12 protein-coding genes are annotated in these 24,755 nt (G+C 42.8%); 8 read left to right on the top strand and 4 right to left on the bottom strand.

The window, feature by feature from the left end; all coding sequences use genetic code 11:
• From QZ135_RS00220 to QZ135_RS00205, 4 genes are all read right to left on the bottom strand, one after another.
• Positions 1 to 3,132 carry a TonB-dependent receptor gene (locus QZ135_RS00220; RefSeq protein ID WP_294604680.1) on the bottom strand — a complete coding sequence of 1,044 codons (3,132 nt, stop codon included), beginning with the start codon at positions 3,130 to 3,132 and terminating at the stop codon, positions 1 to 3.
• Between the two features lie 371 nt (positions 3,133 to 3,503).
• The gene (locus tag QZ135_RS00215) at positions 3,504 to 5,552 is read right to left on the bottom strand and encodes a glycoside hydrolase family 16 (protein ID WP_294604677.1); all 2,049 of its coding nucleotides are present in this window, start codon (positions 5,550 to 5,552) and stop codon (positions 3,504 to 3,506) included.
• A 106-nt stretch (positions 5,553 to 5,658) separates the two neighbouring features.
• Positions 5,659 to 6,471 (bottom strand): ThuA domain-containing protein, encoded by an 813-nt coding sequence (locus tag QZ135_RS00210; RefSeq protein ID WP_294604673.1) that lies wholly within the window; start codon positions 6,469 to 6,471, stop codon positions 5,659 to 5,661.
• A 35-nt stretch (positions 6,472 to 6,506) separates the two neighbouring features.
• On the bottom strand, positions 6,507 to 8,972 hold the full coding sequence (locus QZ135_RS00205; RefSeq protein WP_294604671.1) for a glycoside hydrolase family 9 protein: 2,466 nt from the start codon (positions 8,970 to 8,972) through the stop codon (positions 6,507 to 6,509).
• 539 nt (positions 8,973 to 9,511) lie between these two features.
• On the opposite strand from QZ135_RS00205, the gene QZ135_RS00200 reads away from it, so the two are divergent.
• From QZ135_RS00200 to QZ135_RS00165, 8 genes are all read left to right on the top strand, one after another.
• A complete protein-coding gene (locus tag QZ135_RS00200; RefSeq protein WP_294604667.1) occupies positions 9,512 to 11,620 on the top strand; it encodes a prolyl oligopeptidase family serine peptidase in 2,109 nt (702 codons plus the stop codon).
• A gap of 241 nt (positions 11,621 to 11,861) precedes the next feature.
• On the top strand, positions 11,862 to 13,199 hold the full coding sequence (gene gdhA, locus QZ135_RS00195) for an NADP-specific glutamate dehydrogenase (RefSeq protein WP_294604664.1): 1,338 nt from the start codon (positions 11,862 to 11,864) through the stop codon (positions 13,197 to 13,199).
• 201 nt (positions 13,200 to 13,400) lie between these two features.
• The gene (locus tag QZ135_RS00190; protein ID WP_294604663.1) at positions 13,401 to 14,561 is read left to right on the top strand and encodes a Xaa-Pro peptidase family protein; all 1,161 of its coding nucleotides are present in this window, start codon (positions 13,401 to 13,403) and stop codon (positions 14,559 to 14,561) included.
• 113 nt (positions 14,562 to 14,674) lie between these two features.
• Complete coding sequence (locus QZ135_RS00185; protein WP_294604661.1) at positions 14,675 to 15,703, top strand: FecR family protein; 1,029 nt, start codon at positions 14,675 to 14,677, stop codon at positions 15,701 to 15,703.
• A gap of 221 nt (positions 15,704 to 15,924) precedes the next feature.
• The gene (locus QZ135_RS00180) at positions 15,925 to 19,185 is read left to right on the top strand and encodes a TonB-dependent receptor (RefSeq protein ID WP_294604658.1); all 3,261 of its coding nucleotides are present in this window, start codon (positions 15,925 to 15,927) and stop codon (positions 19,183 to 19,185) included.
• A gap of 11 nt (positions 19,186 to 19,196) precedes the next feature.
• A complete protein-coding gene (locus tag QZ135_RS00175) occupies positions 19,197 to 20,756 on the top strand; it encodes a RagB/SusD family nutrient uptake outer membrane protein (RefSeq protein WP_294604655.1) in 1,560 nt (519 codons plus the stop codon).
• A gap of 40 nt (positions 20,757 to 20,796) precedes the next feature.
• Complete coding sequence (locus QZ135_RS00170) at positions 20,797 to 22,974, top strand: glycoside hydrolase family 3 C-terminal domain-containing protein (RefSeq protein ID WP_294604652.1); 2,178 nt, start codon at positions 20,797 to 20,799, stop codon at positions 22,972 to 22,974.
• A gap of 17 nt (positions 22,975 to 22,991) precedes the next feature.
• Entirely contained in the window at positions 22,992 to 24,698 is a 1,707-nt protein-coding gene (locus QZ135_RS00165) for a beta-xylosidase (RefSeq protein ID WP_294604649.1), read from the top strand.
• The last annotated feature ends 57 nt before the right edge of the window (positions 24,699 to 24,755 follow it).

Below are 24,755 nucleotides of genomic sequence, written 5' to 3'. Positions count from 1 at the left end.
TTAGAAGTTTAAGTTGATACCGAAGTTGTAAACACGAGTCATAGGATAACGTGTGCTACCAAAGCCGGCTTGTGCCTCCGGGTCATTGGCCTTGAAGCTTGTGAAAGTAAGAAGGTTATAGCCATTGGCATAAACACGGATGTTGTTGATGGGCACACCGGGTATGCGGAACGAATAACCAATTTCCAGGTTCTTCAGACGGATATACGATGCATCGACCATCCATGGGTCTGAAAGTGAACCATTATGCTCGCGTGCCGATTTCTCAAGAGAGATACGTGGCAGGCTGGCACCGGGGTTATTCTCGGTCCAAGAATTGTCATAGACCCATTTGTTTAGCATTGACTGGTTACCAGTACCGAAGGCTGGAGTATAGAAAGAACTGAGCTGACGGTTGACGTGGGTGGCACCTACCCAAGTCATGGAGAAGTCGAGACCTTTCCAGTTGAGCGTTGCGTTTATGCTACCAGTATACTCAGGAATATCGCTGTAGCCGATAGCATGTACATCGTTAGCATCCACCTTACCATCACCTGTGAGGTCAACGAATACGCTGTCACCAGGACGCAATGTAATCTGCTGGTCTGGCATGTCAACACCGTAAACTTCCTTGTAGCGCTGTTCGGTTTCACCAGGAACATAGAACTCAAAGAAGTCGTAGCCAAAAGGCTGACCTACAGGATGACCTGTGTGATACATGTGTGGGAATTCCTTCTTCACTTCTGCCATTTCCACAACCTTGTTGCGTGCGAAAGCTAATGTAGGAGCTATCGAGTAGTTCACTTTACCTATCTGGTCGGTCCAGCGTAGGGTAATTTCATAACCATGGTTCTTGACACGGCCGAAGTTGACGGAGTTGGGTTTGAGAGCGGAAATACCTGCGATGCTTGTTTCGTTGGAAATAAGGATGTTCTTGCGGTCTTCCCAGAAGAAGTCTACACCGAGATTCAAGCGACCTCCAAAGAAGTGTACATCGGCACCATAATTCTGCTTGGTGGCTGTTTCCCAAGTGACATCGGGGTTACCGTTGCTGGATTCGCGTGCGCCGGGCATGAACACACCGTTGTTGGTACCGAAGTTACCTGTACGGTCGTTGGTCCACCATGCACCACCATTGTTGTTGTAGAACTGCCATGTGCCAGGCAGATAGAGGAAACGCCCGACACCCTGGTCATTACCTACCTTACCGATAGAACCGCGAAGTTTGAAATAGGAAACAACATTACGGATAGGCTCCCAGAATTTTTCAGAAGAGATTATCCAGCCGAGAGAAGCAGAAGGGAAAAAGCCAAAGCGCTTACCTTTTGCGAAGTTCTCTGAGCCGTTATAGCCCATGTTGAGGTCTACCATATATTTAGTCTGGTAGTCGTAGGTGATACGGCCTACCATACCTACATAACCACGGGGGATAGAATTGTAGACACCACCGGGATAGTAGTTTTTAGATTCATTATAAAGAACGAGCGCACCGAAATTGTGGTCACCGAACTTGCGGGTATAGTTGAGACTCGCCTCTGCATACCAGTTTCTACCCCCCCATTTGGACTCCTCATAGCCAAGAGGCCATGAGTCACCCTGACGGACATAAACAATCTTTGGAGAACCGTTTTCCTCGTATTCACCCTTAGCAATGGTGGCCTTGTAGCTGATACCACCGCCGGTAGTGCGTGCTTTCTGCTGTGTATAGTCAGAGTTGTAAGAACCCTTGATACGGAAATCAAGCCCCTTGGTGATAAAGTCGAGCTTGAGCTTGTACTGAAGGTCGAGGTTTACAACGCTCTGACGCTGAGTTGTATAACCCTGCTCGTAGATAAGGCCGAGACCATCGGAGCCAACTGCGCCAACGAGATTAGGGTCGGAAATAATACGACGTCCCTCACTATCAAGACCGTAGCCTGACATTGGCGTACCATTGTTGAGAAGACCCTCAACACCAAAAACACCTGACTGACCGTTATACTCACCATTACCGATAGAGTTGCGTCTGCCAATGCGTCCACCGATGCCGATAGAAAGCGTACTCAGCTTGGAGAAATCTACATCGAGGTTGGCACGGAAGTTGTAACGGCGGTATTTGAAGTTTGCGTCATCACCTTGGTCGAAGGTTTTGAAAAGACCGTCCTGATTGAGCATACCGACAGAAACGAAATAGCGGGCACGTTCAGTACCACCCGACACATTAATATTATATTGTTCCTGCCATGCGTGGTCGTTCATCAAGTACTTGAACCAGTTGGTGCTTGGATAAACGGTGGGCATATCCATGTCCTTCCAGTGCTGTATAGCTTCCTTCGAGAACTTCCATCCGTCTTCGGCTACTCCTTCCACTTTCTGAGCATGATTGTAAGCCGTTGCATACTCGTAGGAGTTTGCCGGTTCAAGGAATTTAGAAATCTGCTGAAGGCCTACTGAAGTTGTCAGTGTGATGGTAGGCTTGCCCATCTCGCCGCGACGAGTTGTAACGAGAATAACGCCGTTGGCACCACGCACACCAAAGACAGCCGTAGCAGAAGCATCCTTAAGAATAGAAATGTCCTGCACCTCGTTCGGGTCTATTTGGCTGAACTCACGCTCGACACCATCGACAAGCACGAGAGGTTCGGCGCTGTTGAACGAACCGACACCACGGATGCGGATGACAGGGTCGTCGGCACCGGGAACGCCGGTGTACTGCACCGACTGGAGACCTGGGAGCTTACCCGAAAGGGTGTTACCAAGCGATGCGGCTGGCGATTTGAGAAGTTCCTTACCACCCACGTTGGAGACAGAACCCGTCAGCGTCACCTTACGCTGCTGGCCATAGCCGATGACAACTACTTCATCGAGCATCTCATCATCCGATTCCAAAACAACATTAAGAGAAGTTGATGTTGCATTTACTTCTTTCGACTTGTAGCCGACATACGAAAACACCAAGGTTGAACCCTTGGGAACTCCCGACAAAGCATAGTTGCCACTGCTATCTGTTATCGTGCCTTTCGACTTGTCTTTAGTCTGCACGGTAGCCCCGATAAGTGGCTCGTTCTGCTCGTCAGTAACACAACCTTGCACTTTAAAAAGATTTTGTGCGAAGGACACTCCCGGTAGCAATAAAGCCAACAAAAGGAGATGTAATCTGCATAACTTTCCCATAGCATTAAATTTAAATAAAATCATTAAGTGTTAAAATCATTAGCGTTAGAATTTTCACAAATGTATGTAGATTTGTTTTCGATAGTGGATGAAAAAATGACATTTGAGGTTTAAAAAACGCTAGTATTTGCATTTTAATGCCGCATAGGTTTAAAAGCTATCAAAGAAAGTCCAAAATACATCATTTCCCCCAAAGCATACCGCCTAACCTATATAATTCATAGTCACGCCTCTTTCATTTCAAAGGAGTTAGAGCCGACTGATGACTCCCGACAACTCCTTCTAACTACAAAAAAAGAGACTATCTAACTTTTTAGTTAGACAGCCTCATTTTGCTACCTGAAAACATCACTCCTATTCTTGCTGTTCTGTTATCGTTTTCCTATGAATTCATCTATATATGCCCTGTAATCGTGGTGTGTATTATAGGTACTTTTCCCTATTCCGTTCAATATATAGTTGAAACCTTTAGCACCTCCTCCCGAAAGGGTGTTGTTGCACATGTGATACATTCTTATACCGGCTTTATCGGGTACTTCTATTGAATTTTCAATCATTATTTCGTTATGTAGCACATCATAAATGCCGAAGGAAAAAGCTTCATGAATATTCACATTATCAGCTACTTTATATGCGGCATATCCGGCGCGTGTGCCGTTTTCGCTCATGTAGTATTCCTGTGAGGGAGCATCATAGGGCGTTTCGCATTGATAGAAGTAAGTTCGTCCATGTTCTCCTGTCCAGTAAGTCTGATATTCCTGGAAGTGCTCGTTGAATAAGCCGTAAATGGTGACATAGTCGCCGTTTACTATCAGACCGTTTCTGGTGGTATTGATTTCCCAGCCTACACTGCCGCGAACACCATGGTCTGCCCTCCATATCCAGAAATGGTCGCCAATCACGTCATTGCTGTTTAATTCGACTGCACGGTCTACATGTACCTTTGCCGGGCGGAATCCGCCTATCCGGAAGAAAAGGTCGGTGAGCAGAATAGGATTTTGTATATGTCTTTGAGATGTTTTCTCCGTACCGACCTGAATCAGGGTATTGGAAGTGTAATGTGCATCAAACATCAGAGAGGCAATCGTTACCCCGTCTATATCTTCTACCAAAATCGCCGTATCGGAATTTTTTTCTCCCGGAATCAGAGTCGCCCATCCTATTCCCAATATAATGGTGTTGGGGCGGGTGACGTGGAGTGGTTCTGAAAGCTCGTACATGCCGGGGGTTATAAGCAGATGTTTGCCCGCTGTGAGTTGTTTATTCATGTATTCGGCCGAGGCACCCGGTTTCACTACATAGAATTCATTTAATAAATCCAGACTTTCACCTTCGCCCATATCAGTGCGGCTGTAGGAGACTCCTTTGTGTTCGTGTTTCAATGCCGGACGGAATACTTTGTATCTTCCGTCGTCACCGATAAACAAGAACGGCTTTTCGCGTATGACTGGGGTGGTGGGGATGAAAGTTACATTTCCTCCTTTGTCCCAGTTGTTCTGATAGGTATTTGTATCTACTTCCGGACCCAATTCAACGCCTTGGAAACAGTAGTTGTATTTGATTTCTTCGAATTCCCCACGTCCTTTATTCAGGAAGGAATTGCGGGTGTACCATTGTTGTTGGTTTTTAGAACCTGCGGCAGCTTCAAAATAGCAGTCTGCGGTGAATCCGCCGCTTACCCATCCGTTTTCCCACTGATTACGCACAACGCGTTGTGAGTAGATGCGGCGAATAGGTGCTGCCTGCGATACGGCCCATTTGAAAGTTTCTTCTTCGTCGTAGGTTTCCGGTCCTATGACGGACAAGTTTTCTGTAGAGCGCCAGAAGGTACATGTGCCGTTTCCGTTACTTAGATGGGGTGGAGTGTGTATATTGGAAACTTCCACATCAAAGGGTGTTTTGCCCAACCCTGCCAGATGTACATAGAACGGGACTTTCAGCAGTCCAGCTTCCTTGTAATCTCCTGCCTTGAACAAGAGGGCATAACGGTTGGGGCTGAATTCCTTGCCGAACATCTGATCGTGAATGGCATTGATTTCATGTCCTACGTCTTCTTTCCGGTCTGTATCACTATATATGTATACATAGTCGCCGAATAACTCGGCATCCATAGAAATGGAAGCCAATAGTTCGCCTTTACTATCCATAATCTGATAGTAATAATCATGGGGATTTCCTTTTGGCTTTTTATCGACAAATGTCGTTGAAGATGTACTGCCGATTGTTTTGTACTCGCTGAATTTTCCGGTAGCTCTTTTTATGGTGTACTTGCCGGCAGAGGCTTGCGGTGAAATCATGGTGCTGAAATCCAGGATGATATTCCCATTCCGCACTTCGATGTCTTTGGCATTGGCTTGCAGACCAATTAACTGGAGACAAACCGCAATGAATACTATCTTGAGAAGTTGATTTGTTTTCATATTTCTGCAAATCTTCGGATTATATAATCAGTTTAATAAACACACCCACGGCCGCTACACGTTGCAATGTTGAGTTTTTCATTCAGTATAGGGTATTTGCTGACTTTTATTTCTTAAACGGATCTCCTTTCTTATCAGTACTAACCACCCAACGGAAAGCATTTACAAATAAGAGATTTTGTGTAGCGTCAATGAATTCTTCATCGCCATGTCCCATGTTCAGGTATATCATTCTGTACTTGGTATTGGTCCATACAAGAGGGAAGTCGCCAAAATTGACCACGTCTTTGATTCCTAACGGATAGTTCTTGGGAGAGAGAGTGAGCAGAACTTCTACGTCTTTGTTGGCTCTCGGGCTGGGATTCCACTGATACCATTCGCTGGACGGAGCCACAAAGGAAGCGGGTAAATTCTTGGTGACGGGGTGATTCTCATTGTCAACTTCAACCAATACAGGTTGAGGGGGCCAGTTATTACAATAGAAAACCCCGCCACCAAGAAAATCTACAAACCAAGGCCAATTTGTGTTCTTGTCATTATAGGCGGCAACGTGGAAGCCTACCCAGCCTCCTCCGTTTTCCATATATTTTTCAAAAGCGTCACGTTCGGCTTTTGTATTGGGATAACCGTCGAGCATTACCACTACGCTGTAGTCTTTCAGCTTTTCGTAGGTGTATGTGGAGAGATCCATGGTGAAGTCCAGTACAAAGCCGTCACCATAGTTCAGTTTCTTGAAGAACTCTACTGCCTGCAGGGAGAATTGATAGTGTGCTTCTTCCGCATGTTGCGTATAATAAACCAGTGCTTTGAAACGCGGTGCATTGGCATAATTGGCCGGATAGCCTTGAGGAGTTTGCGCATTTACCAGAAATGTGCAGACAGCAAACAATAGAGTAAGATAGAATTTGATTGTTCTCATAGCATGTATATTTTATATGATTAATAATTTCTTTCTTAATATTCAGCGATAAGCGATAACCATTTTCCGGCGGAGGTCACCCACACTTCCTTGTAACAGGCATTGTTGGTCTGCGGCCAGTAGGGGATGTCATCATTGCCCAGTGTACGGATACCGACAGGCATCTCGCCGGTCATCTCGCCGGAAGAAAAAGTGTTCATCTGAGGATAATTGTACCCTTCACCGTATATCAGCGATTGCCCGAAAGGATTCTTGCCGACGGTCCAGTAAAGTTGTTCCCGCCCGATAGTCAGCAACTCTTCGTCTTTGAGGAAGTTTCCGCAGATGGCGGCGGATTTTCCGGTGGAAAGATGGATGGCTGTGTTACCGTTGAAAATGCTGAACCATACGGGGAAACGTTTCAGATAGTGTTCTTTATCGAGCCTGACTCCACGCATCACCTGTTCCGTATATAGTTCTTTAGCATTGGCAGGCGGGAAAAGATGGAGAGAGTAGAAGCTGGCGGAATCTTTATATTCTTCCGCATGATATACCCCGCTCGGAACCATTCCGTAAGGTTGGGTGTATTTCATCAGACCTTTCAGGTAGTTGCCGTACAGTTGTATGGAGTTCGCCCACTTCTGATAATCGGGATGCTCTTTCTGCGTTTCGCAGAGTAAGGTCATGGCTTGCATGTAAACCTGCTCGCGCGACTGATGGATATAGTGTACGATAGATTTCCGTGATTTATCCCGATAGAAGAATCCGCAGGTCCTGCCTTTGTCTTTCAACGGTTCGGTGCGCTGGCAATCGAGTACATACCGGATGGCTTCCGCAGCAGTTTCCGCATAGCAGGATTTCCCCGTCAGTTTATAGAGCATGCTGGCGGACCAGGATATGGTTGCCATATACTGGCTGTGAGAGGTGTTGTAGCTATGTTCGTACATCTGTTTGAACAGGTCGAAACCATCTTTTTTGAACTTCTCCATAGCGAATGAGAAGTCCTCTTCCGCCACCTTCCGCAGATGCTCTTGCAGCATCGGGTCCCGGTCTATGGTCATAGCGGCATAAGCCTCGTAGCCTGCATAGAGGAAGTTGTCGAATGCCATGTTCTGAACACGTACCGAATGAATATCATCCAATGTATTTAGAACACCATCTTGCCAGATAAGTAATCCCATGCTGCTGGCACGGTAACCATCCCCGTAACGGTTCTTCAAGATAAACTCGACTCCCCATTCAGCCTCTTCCAGTAGGCGTGCTGCCAGTGGTGCATTGATTTCTTTGAGGCGGTTGTAGGCTTCCAATAAGGAGAAAGTCACATCTCCGGTTTGTAATGTCTGTTGCGATAAGTCGCCTGCATCGTGCCATCCGCCCGAGTAAGAGATACTTTTTCCGTCATGCCGGGAAAATAAATCCGTGTGACAGGCGGCGTGTTTGCCGGGAACGGGGTGGCCGCAGCGTTGGCAAAACAGGAAGTTCAGCACTCTCCAAAGGGAGTTATCCCATACGTTTTCACCTATCCGGAACGGGGACGTCATGATGTCGCCTACTTTCAGTTGATAATCTCCCGGCTGATTGAAAGCGGTAAAGTCGATAACTCCGAATTCTCCGATAGTTGTTTGCTGCCGCTCCAGTGAACCTTCGTAGGCAACCTGGTCGTTAGCAGCATTAATCAGTTGGAAATGTTTCCATTGACCACACAATCCGGTGTTGACGATGGCTGTTTTCCGGTCACCTGTTTCATATCCTGTGGTGGAATAAGCAATTGTATGCTTTGCCGGACTCCATCCGCTTACCTGCTCAGGGTTCTTGATTTGTTGCAGTTGGAGGTTATCGATATAATAAACGGCAGAATCACCTGTAGTCCGGTCTTTCCCTTTCAGGGCCGTATCAAAGCTGATTGCCATGACTTTATCCCGTTGATACTCATCTATCTCGAGGAAACAATGGTTCCACGTCTTGTTCACGAGATTGATGAGATGCGAACCGCTGGGAGGGTTATATCCTGCTTTGGGGGTGGAACTGTCGTTTGTAAATGTCAGGTTCATATTGACCACGCGGGCTCCGTCACAGTCGGGATAGATGGAAAAGAAAATCCTATTGTATCCTTCCCAGTTTTTTCCATTGACGTGATAGGTGACGCGGCTGTTTCCATAGGTTGCATAATCGGGGTCGGAGGGGGAACCGGTAGCCCTTTCTCCTGTAGATGTAGGAAAGGACAGACGGATGCTTCCCTTACCCGATACGGACTTCTCTTTAGAAAAAGACATTTCCCCTTGTCCGGAGTGGCGCCATCCATCCGTTCCGCCGGATACCGTAAGCAGTTGGCTGGACAGGATTTCTTTTTTCAGGGCTTTTTCTTCGAAAGACCGGGTGGTGTTCAAGGGTAGCGGAGCATGAATCAATCCTGTTTCATAAACTTGCTTTTCCAGTTGGGTATCCCCCGTCAGAAGATTTTGGCTGAATAGAGAAGAATTGCCGATGAACAACAAGAGTAATATGAATGTTTTTTTTCTCATGATTATGTTAACCTTTTGTTTCCAATGCAAGGTTAGCTATTATTTAGCAAAAGAAGGTTTGATAACCGCCATAAAACCTTTAAATATCATCAAAATGAAGGAAAATGATAGAATCTCGACGTCTTATGATAATATTTAAACTAAGGTATCCTTCTCTTCTTCTTAATTCCCTCTTCCTTTGTCTACGTTCTTTTCTCTTCCGTATATATTGGATATTTTCTCTTAGCAGATTCGGTTCACTCCCGTTAAATATACCATTTAACCGAATTTGTACCGAGTATATACCGAGTTTATACCGAATTTGCTATATACATAATCTTTCCCGATACTTTCTGAATATCATCTTTATTCACTCTGCCCTTCTTCTTGGCTACTGGTTTTCCTTTCCCTCTGCATTAAATGCAATTTAAAATATAATTATAGGATAAACCCTTGTTTCCTATTGGTTGTTTTTGTATTTTTAACGCCTGAATTTGGTGAGACGTTTTCACGACAATTCTCAAAAAAGAATGAACAATCATCTCCTATTTATGTATAATATGAAAAAAGTAATTTTATTCGCAACCGGTGTCATCATGATGTCATGTGCTCAACAACAACAGAAGATTACGTATCCTGAAACCGCGAAGGTGGATACTGTAGATGTTTATTTTGGAACAGAAGTTCCCGACCCGTATCGGTGGTTGGAAAATGATACTTCTGCTGCAACTGCCGCATGGGTGGAAGCCCAGAACAAGGTAACAAACGATTACTTGTCTAAAATTCCCTTCCGTGATGCTTTGCTGAAACGGTTGACGGATGTGGCTAATTATGAAAAGATTGGTACGCCATTCAAAAAACATGGTAAGTATTATTTCTATAAGAACGACGGCTTGCAGAATCAGAGCGTGCTCTATGTGCAGGATAATCTGGATGGCGAACCTCGTGTATTCCTTGACCCCAACAAACTATCGGATGACGGTACCGTGGCCCTGACCGGTATTTCTTTCTCAAATGATGGTAAATATACAGCATATACTATCTCGCGTAGCGGTTCGGACTGGACGGAAATCTACGTACTGGACACGGCAACCGGCAAGCTGCTGGACGACCATATTCAGTGGGCCAAGTTCTCGGGTGCTTCCTGGCAGGGAGACGGATTTTATTATAGCGCCTATGATGCTCCGGTGAAAGGAAAAGAGTTCTCCAATGTCAATGAGAAACATAAGATTTACTATCATAAGATGGGTACGCCACAGTCGGAAGATAAGTTGATTTATCAGAACCCGGCTCACCCGAAACGCTTTTATAGTGCCAGCGTGAATGAAGATGAAACAGTTATGTTCCTGTATGAATCGGGAGACGGACGCGGAAATGCTCTGCACATGAAGGATTTACGCAAACCGAATGCGCCGTTTGTGGCAATGGCTACGGATATGGACTATAACTATTATCCGCTTGAAATAATCGGGGATAAGATGTATATGTTCACCAATTACGATGCACCCAAATACCGCCTGATGGTGGCGGACATCAATAAGCCTGCCTTGAAAGATTGGACAGAACTGATTCCTGAAACGGAAAATGTACTTTCCGGTGCCCAGATAATCGGCGGAAAACTTTTCCTGACATATGATAAGGATGTTGCCAACCATGCCTATGTATATGACCTGGATGGGAAGGAAATACAGGAAATTCAGTTGCCGTCACTCGGCACTGTCGGTTTCAGCGGTGACAAGGATGATAAGGAATGTTTCTTTGGCTTTACGTCGTTCACTACTCCCGGAGCTACTTATAAGTATGACATGGATAAGAATACATACGAACTTTTCCGTGCTCCTAAAGTAGCGTTCAATCCCGATGAATACGTCACCGAACAGGTGTTCTATCCCAGCAAGGACGGTACGAAAATACCTATGTTCCTGACTTATAAGAAAGATTTGAAGAAAGACGGTAAGAATCCGGTGTATCTGTACGCTTACGGTGGTTTCAACATCAGCCTCTATCCAAGCTTCTCCACTTCGCGTATTCCGTTCCTGGAAAATGGTGGTATTTATGCGCAGGCTAACTTGCGCGGTGGTGGCGAGTATGGTGAAGACTGGCATGTAGCCGGCACGAAGATGCAGAAACAGAATGTGTTTGACGACTTCATTTCGGCTGCCGAATACCTTATTAATAATAATTATACTAATAAAGATAAGATTGCTATTGTGGGTGGTTCCAATGGCGGTTTGCTGGTGGGTGCCTGCATGACGCAGCGTCCCGACCTTTTCCGTGTGGCTATTCCGCAGGTGGGTGTGATGGATATGCTTCGTTATCATAAGTTCACCATTGGCTGGAACTGGGCAAGCGATTACGGTACGAGTGAGGACAGCAAGGAAATGTTTGAGTACCTGAAAGGCTATTCTCCACTACACAACCTGAAACCGGGTACCAAGTATCCTGCAACCATGGTTACTACAGCCGACCATGACGACCGCGTAGTTCCTGCCCACTCATTCAAATTTGCAGCTACCCTGCAAGAGTGTAACGACGGAACGAATCCTACCCTTATTCGTATCGACAGCAAAGCCGGACACGGTGCAGGCAAGCCTATGGCTAAAGTTCTGGAAGAACAGGCAGACATTTATGGCTTCATTATGTATAACTTGGGAATGGGAGTGAATTGAAAATTGAGAATTGAAAATTAAAAAATAATAGACTTTGAAGCAGGACAACGCAGTCTATTATTTTTTAATTTTCAATTCTCAATTTTTAATTCACCTGACGTTTTATCATTATTTAATCAAAATGTCGCCGAAAAATGTAGGTAAATTCAAAAGTTTCCCTATATTTGCAGTGTTATTCGTTGACACTTTGTTCGAATGACCTTGAAATCACGAAAGGATAAACCTTTTAAAACGTAATATTATGAATATCGAACGAATTATGTCCTCTTTAGAGGCAAAGCATCCCGGCGAGTCTGAATATCTTCAAGCCGTAAAGGAAGTACTTCTTTCCATCGAAGATATCTATAATCAGCATCCAGAGTTCGAGAAAGCTAAAATTATAGAACGCTTGGTTGAACCGGATCGCATCTTCACGTTCCGTGTTACGTGGGTAGACGATAAAGGTGAAGTGCAAACTAACCTCGGTTACCGTGTGCAATTTAACAACGCCATTGGCCCGTACAAAGGCGGTATTCGTTTCCATGCGTCCGTAAACCTTTCCATTTTGAAATTCTTGGGTTTCGAACAGACTTTCAAGAATGCACTGACTACTCTGCCTATGGGTGGTGGTAAAGGTGGTTCCGACTTCTCTCCGCGCGGTAAGAGCGATGCTGAAATCATGCGCTTCTGCCAGGCTTTCATGCTTGAATTGTGGCGTCATCTTGGTCCGGATATGGATGTGCCTGCCGGTGATATCGGTGTAGGCGGTCGTGAAGTAGGCTATATGTTCGGTATGTATAAGAAGCTGACGCGTGAATTTACCGGTACCTTTACCGGGAAAGGTATGGAATTTGGCGGTTCACTGATTCGTCCGGAGGCTACTGGTTTCGGTGGATTGTATTTCGTGAATCAGATGTTGCAAGCTAAAGGCATTGATATCAAAGGTAAAACCGTTGCTATTTCCGGTTTCGGGAATGTGGCTTGGGGTGCTGCTACCAAAGCAACCGAACTGGGCGCTAAAGTGGTTACTATCTCCGGTCCGGACGGTTACATCTATGACCCGAACGGTATCAGTGGTGAAAAGATAGAATATATGCTTGAACTCCGTGCATCGGGTAATGATATAGTAGCTCCGTATGCAGACGAATTCCCCGGCTCTACATTTGTTGCCGGCAAGCGTCCTTGGGAAGTGAAAGCTGATATTGCGTTGCCTTGCGCTACGCAGAATGAACTGAACGGCGACGATGCCCGCCAGTTGATTGAGAATAAAGTGATGTGTGTAGGTGAAATATCCAACATGGGCTGTACGCCGGAAGCTATCGACCTGTTCATCGAACATAAGATTATGTATGCTCCGGGTAAGGCGGTCAATGCCGGTGGTGTTGCCACTTCCGGTCTGGAAATGTCGCAAAACGCAATGCACCTCAGTTGGAGTGCTGCCGAAGTGGACGAGAAACTGCACGCTATTATGCACGGCATTCATGCGCAATGCGTAAAATATGGGACAGAACCTGACGGTTACATCAACTACGTGAAGGGTGCCAACATTGCAGGCTTCATGAAGGTGGCTCACGCTATGATGGGTCAGGGAATTATTTAAAGGAAAACTTTGTTTAGTTGTATTTGTATTTGTGGTTTGTGCTGCCCTGCCTGCGAAGGTGTAGGGCAGTACTTTTTTAATGAAGAATGAAGAATTTCCGTGCGGTGTACTTGTATAGTGCAACCAAATTCTTCATTCTTCATTCTTTATTCTTCATTTTTTAGTCTACCTTTGCATCTCGAAATTATAAATAACAAAGAGATGTTACAACCGGAATTGAAGTTGAGACGCGATAAGATACGTGTTCTCATGGCTCAACAAGAGATTGACGCCGCTCTTATTACCTGCAATGTAAATTTAATCTATACGTATGGACGTGTTGTCAGTGGTTATTTGTATTTACCGTTGAATGCTCCGGCTCGTTTGTTCATTAAGCGTCCTAATAATATTGAGGGTGAGCATATACACCCTATCCGTAAACCTGAACAATTACCTGAGTTGCTGAAAGAATGCGGCTTACCGTTACCAACAAAGTTGATGTTGGAAGGAGATGAACTGTCTTATACGGAATATACCCGTTTGGCAGCTTGCTTCCCGGAGGCTACTGTGGTGAATGGAACACCTCTTATTCGTAAAGCACGCAGTGTAAAGACGAATATTGAGCTTGAAATGTTCCGTCGCTCAGGCATTGCTCACACAAAGGCATATGAACAGATTCCTACCGTTTATCAGCCGGGAATGACCGACCGTCAGTTGTCTATTGAGATAGAGCGTTTGATGCGTTTGGAAGGTTGTCTCGGAATTTTCCGCACATTTGGTCAGAGTATGGAGATATTCATGGGCAGTTTGTTGGCAGGAGATAATGCTACGGCACCTGCACCTTATGACTTTGCTTTGGGTGGCGAGGGACTGGACCCGTCACTGCCTATCGGTGCAAACGGCGCATTGTTGCAACCCGGGCAGAGCCTGATGGTGGATATGGGTGGAAACTTCAACGGTTATATGGGAGACATGAGTCGTGTGTTCTCTATCGGCAAATTACCGGAAAAGGCGTATGCAGCACATCAGACTTGTCTGGAAATACAGGAAGCCGTCATTGAGAAAGCAAAGCCCGGCGCCGTATGCGAGGAGCTTTATAATACAGCTATCGATTTGGTGACCAAGGCTGGTTTTGCAGATTATTTCATGGGAGCAGGGCAGAAAGCAAAGTTCATCGGTCATGGCATTGGCTTGGAAATCAATGAAGCTCCTGTGTTGGCCCCTCGCATGAAACAGGAATTGGAGCCGGGTATGGTGTTTGCTCTCGAACCGAAGATTGTATTACCGGGTGTCGGTCCGTTGGGTATTGAGAACTCATGGGCAGTGACGGCAGAGGGGGTAGAGAAGTTGACGCTGTGCAAGGAGGAAATAGTAGAAATCTAATTTTTAGAAAAAAAGTAGTTTTTACTTTAGTATATTTATATTCTGCTTTGTATTAGTTATAGAAGCTCGGAGTTAATAGAGACTTTGGGTAGTCTATAACTAATATGAAGTAAATGATGAATATAAATGAAGATTTATTAATACGCTATCTTCAGGGTGAATGTACCTCTGAAGAATCTGTCACCGTTGAGGCTTGGGAAAGTCAGTCGGATGATAATAAAAAGACATTGGAACAATTATATTTTATATTGCAGGCATTTGAACGTTTGCAGAATATGAATGCTGCTTCTCCTGAGTCTGCTTTACTGAACCTGAAACAGAAAATAAGTAGCCGGAGATACTCTTTTCTTTTCCATCAAATTCTCATGGTTACACAGCGCATTGCTGCCGTTTTATTTATTCCTATTCTTATTCTTGCAGGCTACCTTATATTGCAAGATTACAATAACACTCAGCGTTATGTAGAAGTGAAGACAAATTCAGGAATGATATCTTCTTTTGATTTACCTGATGGTTCAAAAGTATGGTTAAATTCTGGTGGTAAGCTTAAATATCCGGCAGAGTTTTCTTCGAAAAAAAGAGAGGTGCATCTTGAAGGGCAAGGATATTTCAGTGTGAAAAGGGATGAAGATACTCCGTTTGTAGTACGTATCGATGATTTTTATTCTGTTGAAGTCTTGGGAACAGAATTCAATATTACTGCCTACGAGGATGATCATTTGATTGAAACGACTCTTGTTACCGGTAAAGTCAAACTAAATATTCATCTTGTCGATGGGCGACTCATCCAGAAACTTCTTGAGCCTAATGAAAAGGCGACATATAACCGTGAAACACATCGGTTATGTATTGCTACCGTTAACACAGAAAGCGATAAGGTATGGAGAGAAGGAAAAATCATATTTTGCCAACATCCCATGGATCAGGTTCTCAAAGTGTTGAGCCGCTATTATAATGTACGTTTTGCGGTGAAGAACCCAAAAATTATGCAATCGGAGATTACTGCTAAGTTCACCAATGAACCTTTGCAGCAAGTATTGGGCTATCTTGAACTAGCTTCAGGTATTAAATTCAAAATCAAGCGTCCTGATAAAATTGAAAATGATACGCTTTCTACAAGTGTTATCGAAGTATATAAGTAAAAGTAGTATTAATCCATAAAATAGAATTGCCTATGAAATAGTAACTCAGAGAATGCAAAAACACGGAAAGATGTTGACGCATCTTCCCGTATCCAAGCTATCAGCTGTTGACGCAGCCAATAATAACTTTTTAAATCCATTTCAAAAGTATGAATAATGTTGTAACCTTAAATGGATTAAGGAATAATTTATATTTTTTTATCCATAAAATCCCCCTTGCCATGAGATTAACTGTAGCCTTTTTATTTCTGTTCATAGGAGGAGCTATCGCAGAAAACACACTTGCACAGAATACGAAAGTATCTTTTCGTGTGCAAAATGAAACCATTGCAGATGTATTGGAAGTTGTGGAAAAACAAACCGATTTTATTTTCATTTATGACAATGAGAATGTGGATGTAAACCGGAAAGTAACGTTGGAAGTAAAGCAACTTTCTCTCTTTGACGTTCTTAACAAGCTTTTCAGAAATACGGATATTGCTTATACAATAGTTAATGAAAAGATAATTCTTAATAAAGAGAAAGCTTTTCTTTCCATGCAACAGCAACAGAAACAAGTGACTGGTACTGTGAAAGATGAAAATGGTAACTCTGTAATCGGAGCAACAGTCTTTGTGGAAGGAACCACAATAGGTGCTGTGACTGATGTAGACGGACGATTTACCATTGAGGCAGATGGAAATAGCACACTCCAAGTGCGCTATATCGGATATATTACAGCCTATGTTCCTGTGCAGAAACGTCAAAATATTGTTATCACCCTAAAAGAGGATAATCAAAGTCTTGATGAAGTAGTAGTAATTGGATATGGAACAGTGAAAAAGAGAGACCTTACAGGGGCTATTTCCGTAGTTAATACTAAAACAATGGGTGAAATCCCCAGCACTTCTGTACTTGAATCGATGAATGGTATGATACCGGGTATTGAGATTAGTATGAATGCCCGCCCCGGAGATACAGGATTTGCTACAATTCGTGGTATTAGTAATTTTACCAACAATACTCCATTGTACGTGATTGATGGTTTGCCTACTAATGATATTCGTGATATGAATGTCAATGATATTGAATCTATGCAAGTACTTAAGGATGCTTCAGCGGCTGCAATCTATGGTTCGCGTGCTGCTAATGGAGTGATCATTATTACTACTAAAAAAGGCTCAAATGGAGCTGTAAAGGTGGATTTCTCTGCTTCTTATGCTATCCAGCATTATTCGCGTCCCTTTGAGCTAGCAGGTGCTGACGAGTGGTCTAAGATTAATACAGTGGCTCGGCAGAATGCCGGACTACCTGTAATGTCACATGATTTGTCTGTAGACACTGACTGGTGGGATGCTATTATTCGTACCGGAAATATTCAGCAATATAATGTCAGTCTTTCGGGAGGTAATGATACGGGCAATTATTATGTATCCGGAGAATATTATACCAATAAAGGTGTACTTTATGGTTCGGGATATGATCGCTTCAGTGTTCGAATCAATACAAATGCTAAAAAGGGGATTTTTAGCATGGGACAAGCCTTAACTTTAAGCAATAATGTGGTTGATCCAACCGTTGCCAATACTATTATGGATGCTCTTTCTATGGCCCCTGTAGTTCCTATTTATAATCAGGAGAATCCGGGTGGTTATGGCTATGGTGATCCGAAGACGAATAATAATATAGGTAATAATCCGATAGCCCAGGATGATCTTGTAGACCGGACTAATAAAAATTTCAGAATCAGAGGTACTATATGGGGAGAGATAGCAATTCTGAAGAGTTTGAAATATAAACTGAATGTTGGTTATGAACTTAATTTTGATAATTCTAAAACTCTCCGGCGTGAAGGGGATTGGCGTATGAATATGGCTTATCAGCCTTCTTATGTCAGTGAAAGTTCGGGACGGTTTGACAAACCTTTGGTTGAAAATACACTTACCTTTGATGAGAAGTTTGGAAAGCATGCCATAAATGTAATGGTAGGTAATTCTTACCAGAAGGAAACTTATAATCAGATTTCCGGTGAAATACAGGATATTCTTCAGACTTCCAGTGGAAAGTATTATGATGTAATGGATGCAGGTACGAGTTTGCCGCAAGCTGGTGGATACCGTAATGTTGCTGTACTACTCTCATATTTAGGGCGTTTGAATTACACCTATGATGATAAATACCTATTGACAGCTACATTCAGGCGTGATGCTTCTTCAAGAGTTAAAAAAGAGAACCGCTGGGGTAATTTCCCTTCTGTATCTGCTGCGTGGAGAATCAGTAAAGAGAAGTTTTTTGCTCCGGTGAAATGGGTGGATGATTTAAAGGTGCGTGCAAGCTATGGTACACTTGGTAGCCTTAATATTGGTTACTGGGATTATGCCCCTGTCATCAATACATTCCTGGCTGCTACTTTCGGTACGGAACAGTTGCAACAGAATGCTGCTATCCAAACGAATCTTGTAAATGAGAATCTTAAATGGGAGTCACAGACTCAACTTGATTTTGGATTTGATGCGACTGCCTTTAATAATCGGCTTACTTTTTCGGCTGATTATTACATATCCAAAACTAAGGATGTGCTTACAGCCATGCCGATTTTAATGACTACAGGTAATGGTGCAGGTAATCCGGTGGTAAATGCTGCATCATTAGAGAACCGCGGATTTGAGTTTAGTCTTGGATGGCGCGAAAAACGCAAGGATTTCTCTTATTATGCTAATCTTAATTTCTCTACGGTGAAAAATAAAGTAACCAGCTTAGGATATGGTCGGGTAGATATTATTTCAGGACAAGGACGTACAGCTGTGGGACGGCCTATCGGAGAATTCTATCTGATAAAGACTGATGGTATATTCCAGAATGACGATGAAATACAATCTTATAAAAATTCAGAGGGAAAGGTGATACAACCGGATGCTAAACCGGGCGATATCAAATATATTGATTTTAATGATGATGGTAAGATTACTGATGCCGACCGCCAAGTATTGGGATCGCCCCACTCTCTTTTCCAAGCCGGTATAAATATGGGCTTTGCATGGAAGAATTTTGATCTGAAGATGAACTGGTTTATGGATATTGGCTCGGATGTATTTAATGCTACTAAACAATACATGATTGGAGCTGATGCTGCCGGAAATGGAGACAGTAATTATTTGAAGAATTTCAACTACTGGACACCGGAACGGCCGACTGATATTCCGAGACCTATTGCCGGGAAGATTACAAATCGCCGTGACAGTGATTACTGGCTTGAAAATGGTAGCTGGGTGAAGTTAAAAACACTTTCTATCGGTTATACTATCCCTGAGAAGTTGTTACATAAAATTCATTTTAATACTTGCCGGGTATATGTGACTTGTCAGAACTTGCTTACTATTTCCAGTTTCAGTATGCAAGATCCTGAATACAGAAAAGACAATATCTGGAACAAAGGTTATCGCGGTGTGGCAGCTTATCCGAATCCTTTTGCCATAAACTTTGGAGTTCAGTTTCAATTTTAATATCTAATGCCATGAAAAAAATATATGTAATAATCTGTTTGTTAGGCCTTACATTAAGTGCATTGCTTAATCAGGCATGTAATCCTGATTTGTTGGATACCGTTAATCCGAACAAACTCACGACTAAGGAATTTTGGCGTACTGAAAAAGATGCTCAACTGGGAGTGAATGCTTGTTATGCCATTTTTTATCGGTTAGGTTCTTGGCATCGATATCTGCATTGGCGTTTTGACCTTCTTTCTGATGAAGGGTATAGTATGAGTCCTATGGTACAAACCGGTGAATGGACTAAATTTATATATTCTGATTATAATCATGATAATAATCAGACCGTGATTTGGAGAGAAGCTTACCGGGGAATATTCCGTGCGAACCAAGTACTGACTTATGTTCCTGGTATTGAAATAGCTGATGCTAAAAAGAAAGATGCTTATTTGGGACAAGCTTATTTCCATCGTGCTTACAATTATTTCCATTTAGCTGTGTTGTGGGAGGAAGTGCCTTTGGTGACCGAATTGCAGAATCCGGGCGATCAACCTCAACAAGTAACATTACCAGAGATTTGGGGGCAGGTTGAGAAGGATTTGTTGGAAGCAAGTAATCTTTTACCGGAGGAATGGACAGGGGCAGAAAAAGGCAGGATAACTAAGGGGGCGGCTAAGGCTTTATTAGCTCGTGCCTATATGCAACAACATTTATGGGGAAAAGCGAAAGAGCAATTATATTGGCTGGTTGAAGGTGAGGGAAAGAAGTACTATGGATTAGTAGATAATTATAAGCATAATTTTTCTCACTTGACAGAAAATAACATAGAATCAGTTTTTGAAATTCAGTTCAGCGATGCCCTTAATGGTGGAGAAAGTGATGATAAAGGGGCGACGAATGGGCATCAACGTTCTATTATTTTCGGACTTAGTGGCATCGGTTTTCGTGATGGCCTTGCTCGTACGTGGTTAGTAGATGAGTATAAGAAAGAACGTACGATTGATGGCAAGCTTGATCCTCGTTTACGCGTTAGTCTTTTATATAAGGACGTAGCAACAGATTTTCCAGATGAAGAAACCGGAAAGTTTTATGGTAAAACCTGGGATGAAGGTAAATGGGGGAATGATGTATATTATCGTAAATATTCACGTGATGATTTCCGTACTACGGAAGATAGGCATTCTCAATTGAATTTCCGGGTAATTCGTTATGCTGATGTCTTGCTGATGTATGCCGAGTGTCTGAATGAGTTGGGAAATACAGAAGATGCTTATACTTATGTTAATAGGGTACGTGCACGTGCTCAGATGCGTCCTTTGCAGGAGGCTTATCCTGAGATAGGAAGTGACAAACAGAAATTCTTGTCCCGTTTACAGACAGAGCGTGTTCTGGAGCTTAATGGTGAGTGTGTACGTTGGTTTGATATCAAGCGTTGGGAACTTTATAATACTCCTGAAGGATTGGCAGCCTTGATAGCCCGTGATCCGGACTATAAAAACTTTGTAGTCGGAGTTTCTCACCGGCAACCACTGCCTTCCAATGAAGTTGCTAATAATCCTAATATGAAGCAGCTTGACGGTTATTAATTAATTAAATAGAAAACGAATGATAAACATATATAAATATATGAACTTATTAGTACTCATATTCCTGAGTACGGGAGCTGTGGCACAATCAATAGGTATTCAAAATAAACCAGCTTTTCTAAATCAGGAAATGAGTATGGAAGCCAGAGTAGCCGACTTGATGAGTCGGCTCACCCTGGAACAGAAAGCTCAGTTGCTTAATCATAGTGGCAAGACAGTGGTTGTTGATGGCTTCTCTATCCGGGCAGATCAATGGAATCAATGTTTACATGGGGTGAAATGGACTGAACCTACTACTAATTTTCCTACAAGTATTGCGTTGGGAGCAACTTGGGATACTGAACTTATTCATCGTGTAGCAACTGCTATTTCTGATGAAGCCCGTGCCATATATAATGGTTGGAAACAAGATCCGGAGTTTCGTGGTGAACATAAAGGATTGATTTACCGCTCTCCTGTCATTAATATCAGCCGTAATCCTTATTGGGGCAGAATTAATGAAATCTTTGGTGAAGATCCTTATCATACGGGAAGGATGGGAGTAGCGTACGTAAAGGGACTGCAAGGTGATGATCCTTGTTATCTTAAATTAGCTTCCACCCTTAAACATTATGCAGTGAATAATGTAGAGGTAGACCGGATGAAACTCAGTGCTCAGGTTCCTGAAAGGATGTTGTACGAATATTGGCTTCCCCATTTTAAAGATTGTATTGTAGAAGGCAAAGCACAGTCTGTGATGGCATCCTATAATGCTATTAATGGTGTGCCTAATAATATAAATAAGTTGCTTTTGACTGATATTTTAAAGAATCAGTGGGGACATGAAGGATTTGTAGTATCTGATTTAGGTGGAGTGAAAACAATGGTTGAAGGGCATCATCAACGTCAAATTTCATATGAAGAGGCTGTTGGACGTAGTATCATGGCAGGGTGTGATTTCTCGGATGCTGAATATGAAAAATATATTCCTAATGCTCTCAGAAAGGGTTATTTAACAGAAGAAAGATTGAATGACGCTCTTCGCCGGGTTTTGCTGGTACGTTTTCGATTGGGGGAATTTGATGACTTTAAGTCGGTTCCCTATAGTCGTATTTCCCCCGATGTTATCGGTTGTAAAGAACATAGGAACCTATCTTTGGAAGCTGCGCGTAAGTCCATTGTTTTGCTTAAGAATGAAAAGAGGTTATTGCCGATAGATAGAAGCATCATTAAACGTGTTGCCGTAATAGGTCCGTATGCTGATTTGTTCAATCAGGGTAATTATGGTGGAGTTCCGAAAAATCCGGTAACCCCCTTACAAGGAATTAAACACGCTGTAGGGAATAATGTGGAAGTGCTTTATTGCAAAGGAGCTCAGATAACTCCGGTAAGGGTACGTAAAGGTCGGCTCATTCCACCTCGGTTCGATAAAGAAGCTGAAATGAAAAAGGCGGTTGAGATGGCAAGAAATAGTGATATAGTCTTTTTGTTCGTTGGTACCACAGCGGACATTGAAGTTGAAGGACGTGATCGCAAAACTTTGATTCTTCCCGGAAACCAGAATGAACTGATAAAGGCGGTTTACGAGGTTAATAAGAAAGTGGTAGTGGTGCTTATGAGTGCCGGTCCTCTCGCAGTTCCTGAAGTTAAAAAAAATATACCGGCTGTTTTACAAGCTTGGTGGCCTGGAGATGAGGGAGGAAATGCCATTGCCGATGTACTTTTCGGAGATTACAATCCTGGGGGAAAACTTCCTTATACGATGTATGCATCTGATGAGCAGGTTCCCTCTACGGATGAATATGATATCTCTAAGGGATTCACTTATATGTATTTAAAGAAGAAACCGCTTTTTGCTTTCGGGTATGGGTTAAGTTATTCGAAATTCCATTATTCGGATTTACAAATATCTTCTCCCGTTGTATCGGTCAATGATACGGTTTCGGTGGCCTTAAAAGTAAAAAATATGGGAAATAGAGCAGGAGAAGAAGTGGTTCAACTCTATGTGAGAGATGTGAAAGCGAAAGTAGTACGCCCAACTAAAGAACTCCGTGGTTTTAAGAGAATAGCTCTTCAACCCAATGAAGAACAAGAAATCCGACTGATGCTTCCGGTTAAGTCCCTTGCTTTTTATGATGAATCTATTGGAAACTTTTTCGTGGAGCCCGGAAAGTTTGAGATTCTTTTGGGAAGTGCCAGTGATGATATCAGGCTTCAAAGTAAATTAATCGTTAACTAAATAAAATTAAAAAGAATATGAAATATCTCCATTCTATAATTAAGAGTTTTATTCTCTGTTGTTTTATGTGTGTTAATCTCTGTTTAACAGCTCAAGAAATGCAGCCCGCACAGACTGTCACTTTCGAAGTTGATGTACAGAAAAAGATAGAACCAATGAAACCTATTTGGGCATGGTTCGGGTATGATGAACCCAATTATACCTATATGAAGGATGGCAAAAAACTTCTTACCGAGTTGTCCGAGATGAGCTATACTTCGGTTAATGTACGTGTACATAATCTTTTGACTACAGGTGATGGAACTCCGGCATTAAAATGGGGTTCGACCAATGCTTATACCGAAGATAAGAAAGGGCGTCCTATATATGATTGGACCATTGTGGACAGTATTTTTGATACTTTTATTGTTCGTGGAATGAAGCCTTTGGTAGAGATTGGATTTATGCCCAAAGCACTTTCCGTCAAGCCTGATCCTTATCAGCATAATTGGAGTCCTGCTAATGCTTATAATGATATTTATACAGGTTGGGCATATCCACCGAAAGATTATAATAAATGGCGCGAACTTGTGTACCAGTGGGTGAAGCACTGTGTTGAAAGATATGGTGAAAACGAAGTCGCTTCTTGGTATTGGGAAGTGTGGAATGAGCCTAATATTGGTTATTGGAAAGGAACCTTCGAAGAGTATTGTAAACTTTATGACTATGCAGCTGATGGTCTTAAAAAAGCTTTTCCGAGGGCACGTATAGGAGGACCACATAGTACAGATCCAAGTAATGAAGGTGCTAATGCTTTCTTACGCCGTTTTCTTGAACATTGTGTACGTGGTAAGAATTATGCAACGGGAAAGATTGGTTCCCCATTGGATTATGTTGGTTTTCATGCTAAAGGCGGTCCTCGTGTAGTGGATAATCGTGTTCAAATGAATATTGGACGTCAACTGCTTAATATCTCCAAGGGATTTGAAGCTGTGGCTTCATTTCCGGAATTGAAACATCTGCCTATTATTATCGGAGAATCTGATCCGGAAGGTTGTGCAGCTTGTTCTATTGAACATCATCCGCAAAATGCGTATCGTAACGGAACCATGTATTCCAGCTATACGGCTGCTTCTTTTGCCCGCAAATATGAACTGGCAAGGAAATATGGGGTTAATTTTATTGGTGCTGTTTCATGGTCATTCGAGTTTGAAAATCAGGCATGGTATGCGGGTTTCCGTGATTTGGCAACCAATGGTATAGATAAACCTGTACTGAATGTATTCCGTATGTTTGGTATGATGAAGGGTGATTTGGTTTCCGTTAAATCTTCCGCACCTTTATCAGCAGATGAAATGTGCAAGAATAGTGTAAGGAAGACTGCTGATATTAATAGTATTGCGAGTACCGATAATAATAGTGTTGCTGTTATGGTATGGAATTATCATGATGATGATCTTTCTGCTCCATCTTCTGATATAAGTATTAATGTAAAGAACATAACAGGACGACGTGTATTAGTAACACACTATCGGATTGATGATCAGTTCAGTAATTCTTATGAAGTGTGGAAAGCAATGGGAGAACCTCAAAATCCGTCACCGGAACAATTGAAAATATTGGAGCGTAGCGGACAGTTGCAGATGTATTCTTCACCTGTTTGGAAGGATGTGACTGGTGGAAAAATTAATGTGGATTTTTCGTTGCCTCGTCAAGGTGTGTCACTCATCAAATTGACTTGGTAAAGGAGTTTTTTTCTAAGTTTTAGTATTTCTTGATAAAAGTTTTGTTGGCAGCCCTAT

This window comes from uncultured Bacteroides sp. (assembly GCF_905207245.1).
GTDB lineage: Bacteria > Bacteroidota > Bacteroidia > Bacteroidales > Bacteroidaceae > Bacteroides.
Note: the sequence above shows the minus strand (reverse complement) of the source record. Positions and strands in the feature narration are given on the sequence as shown.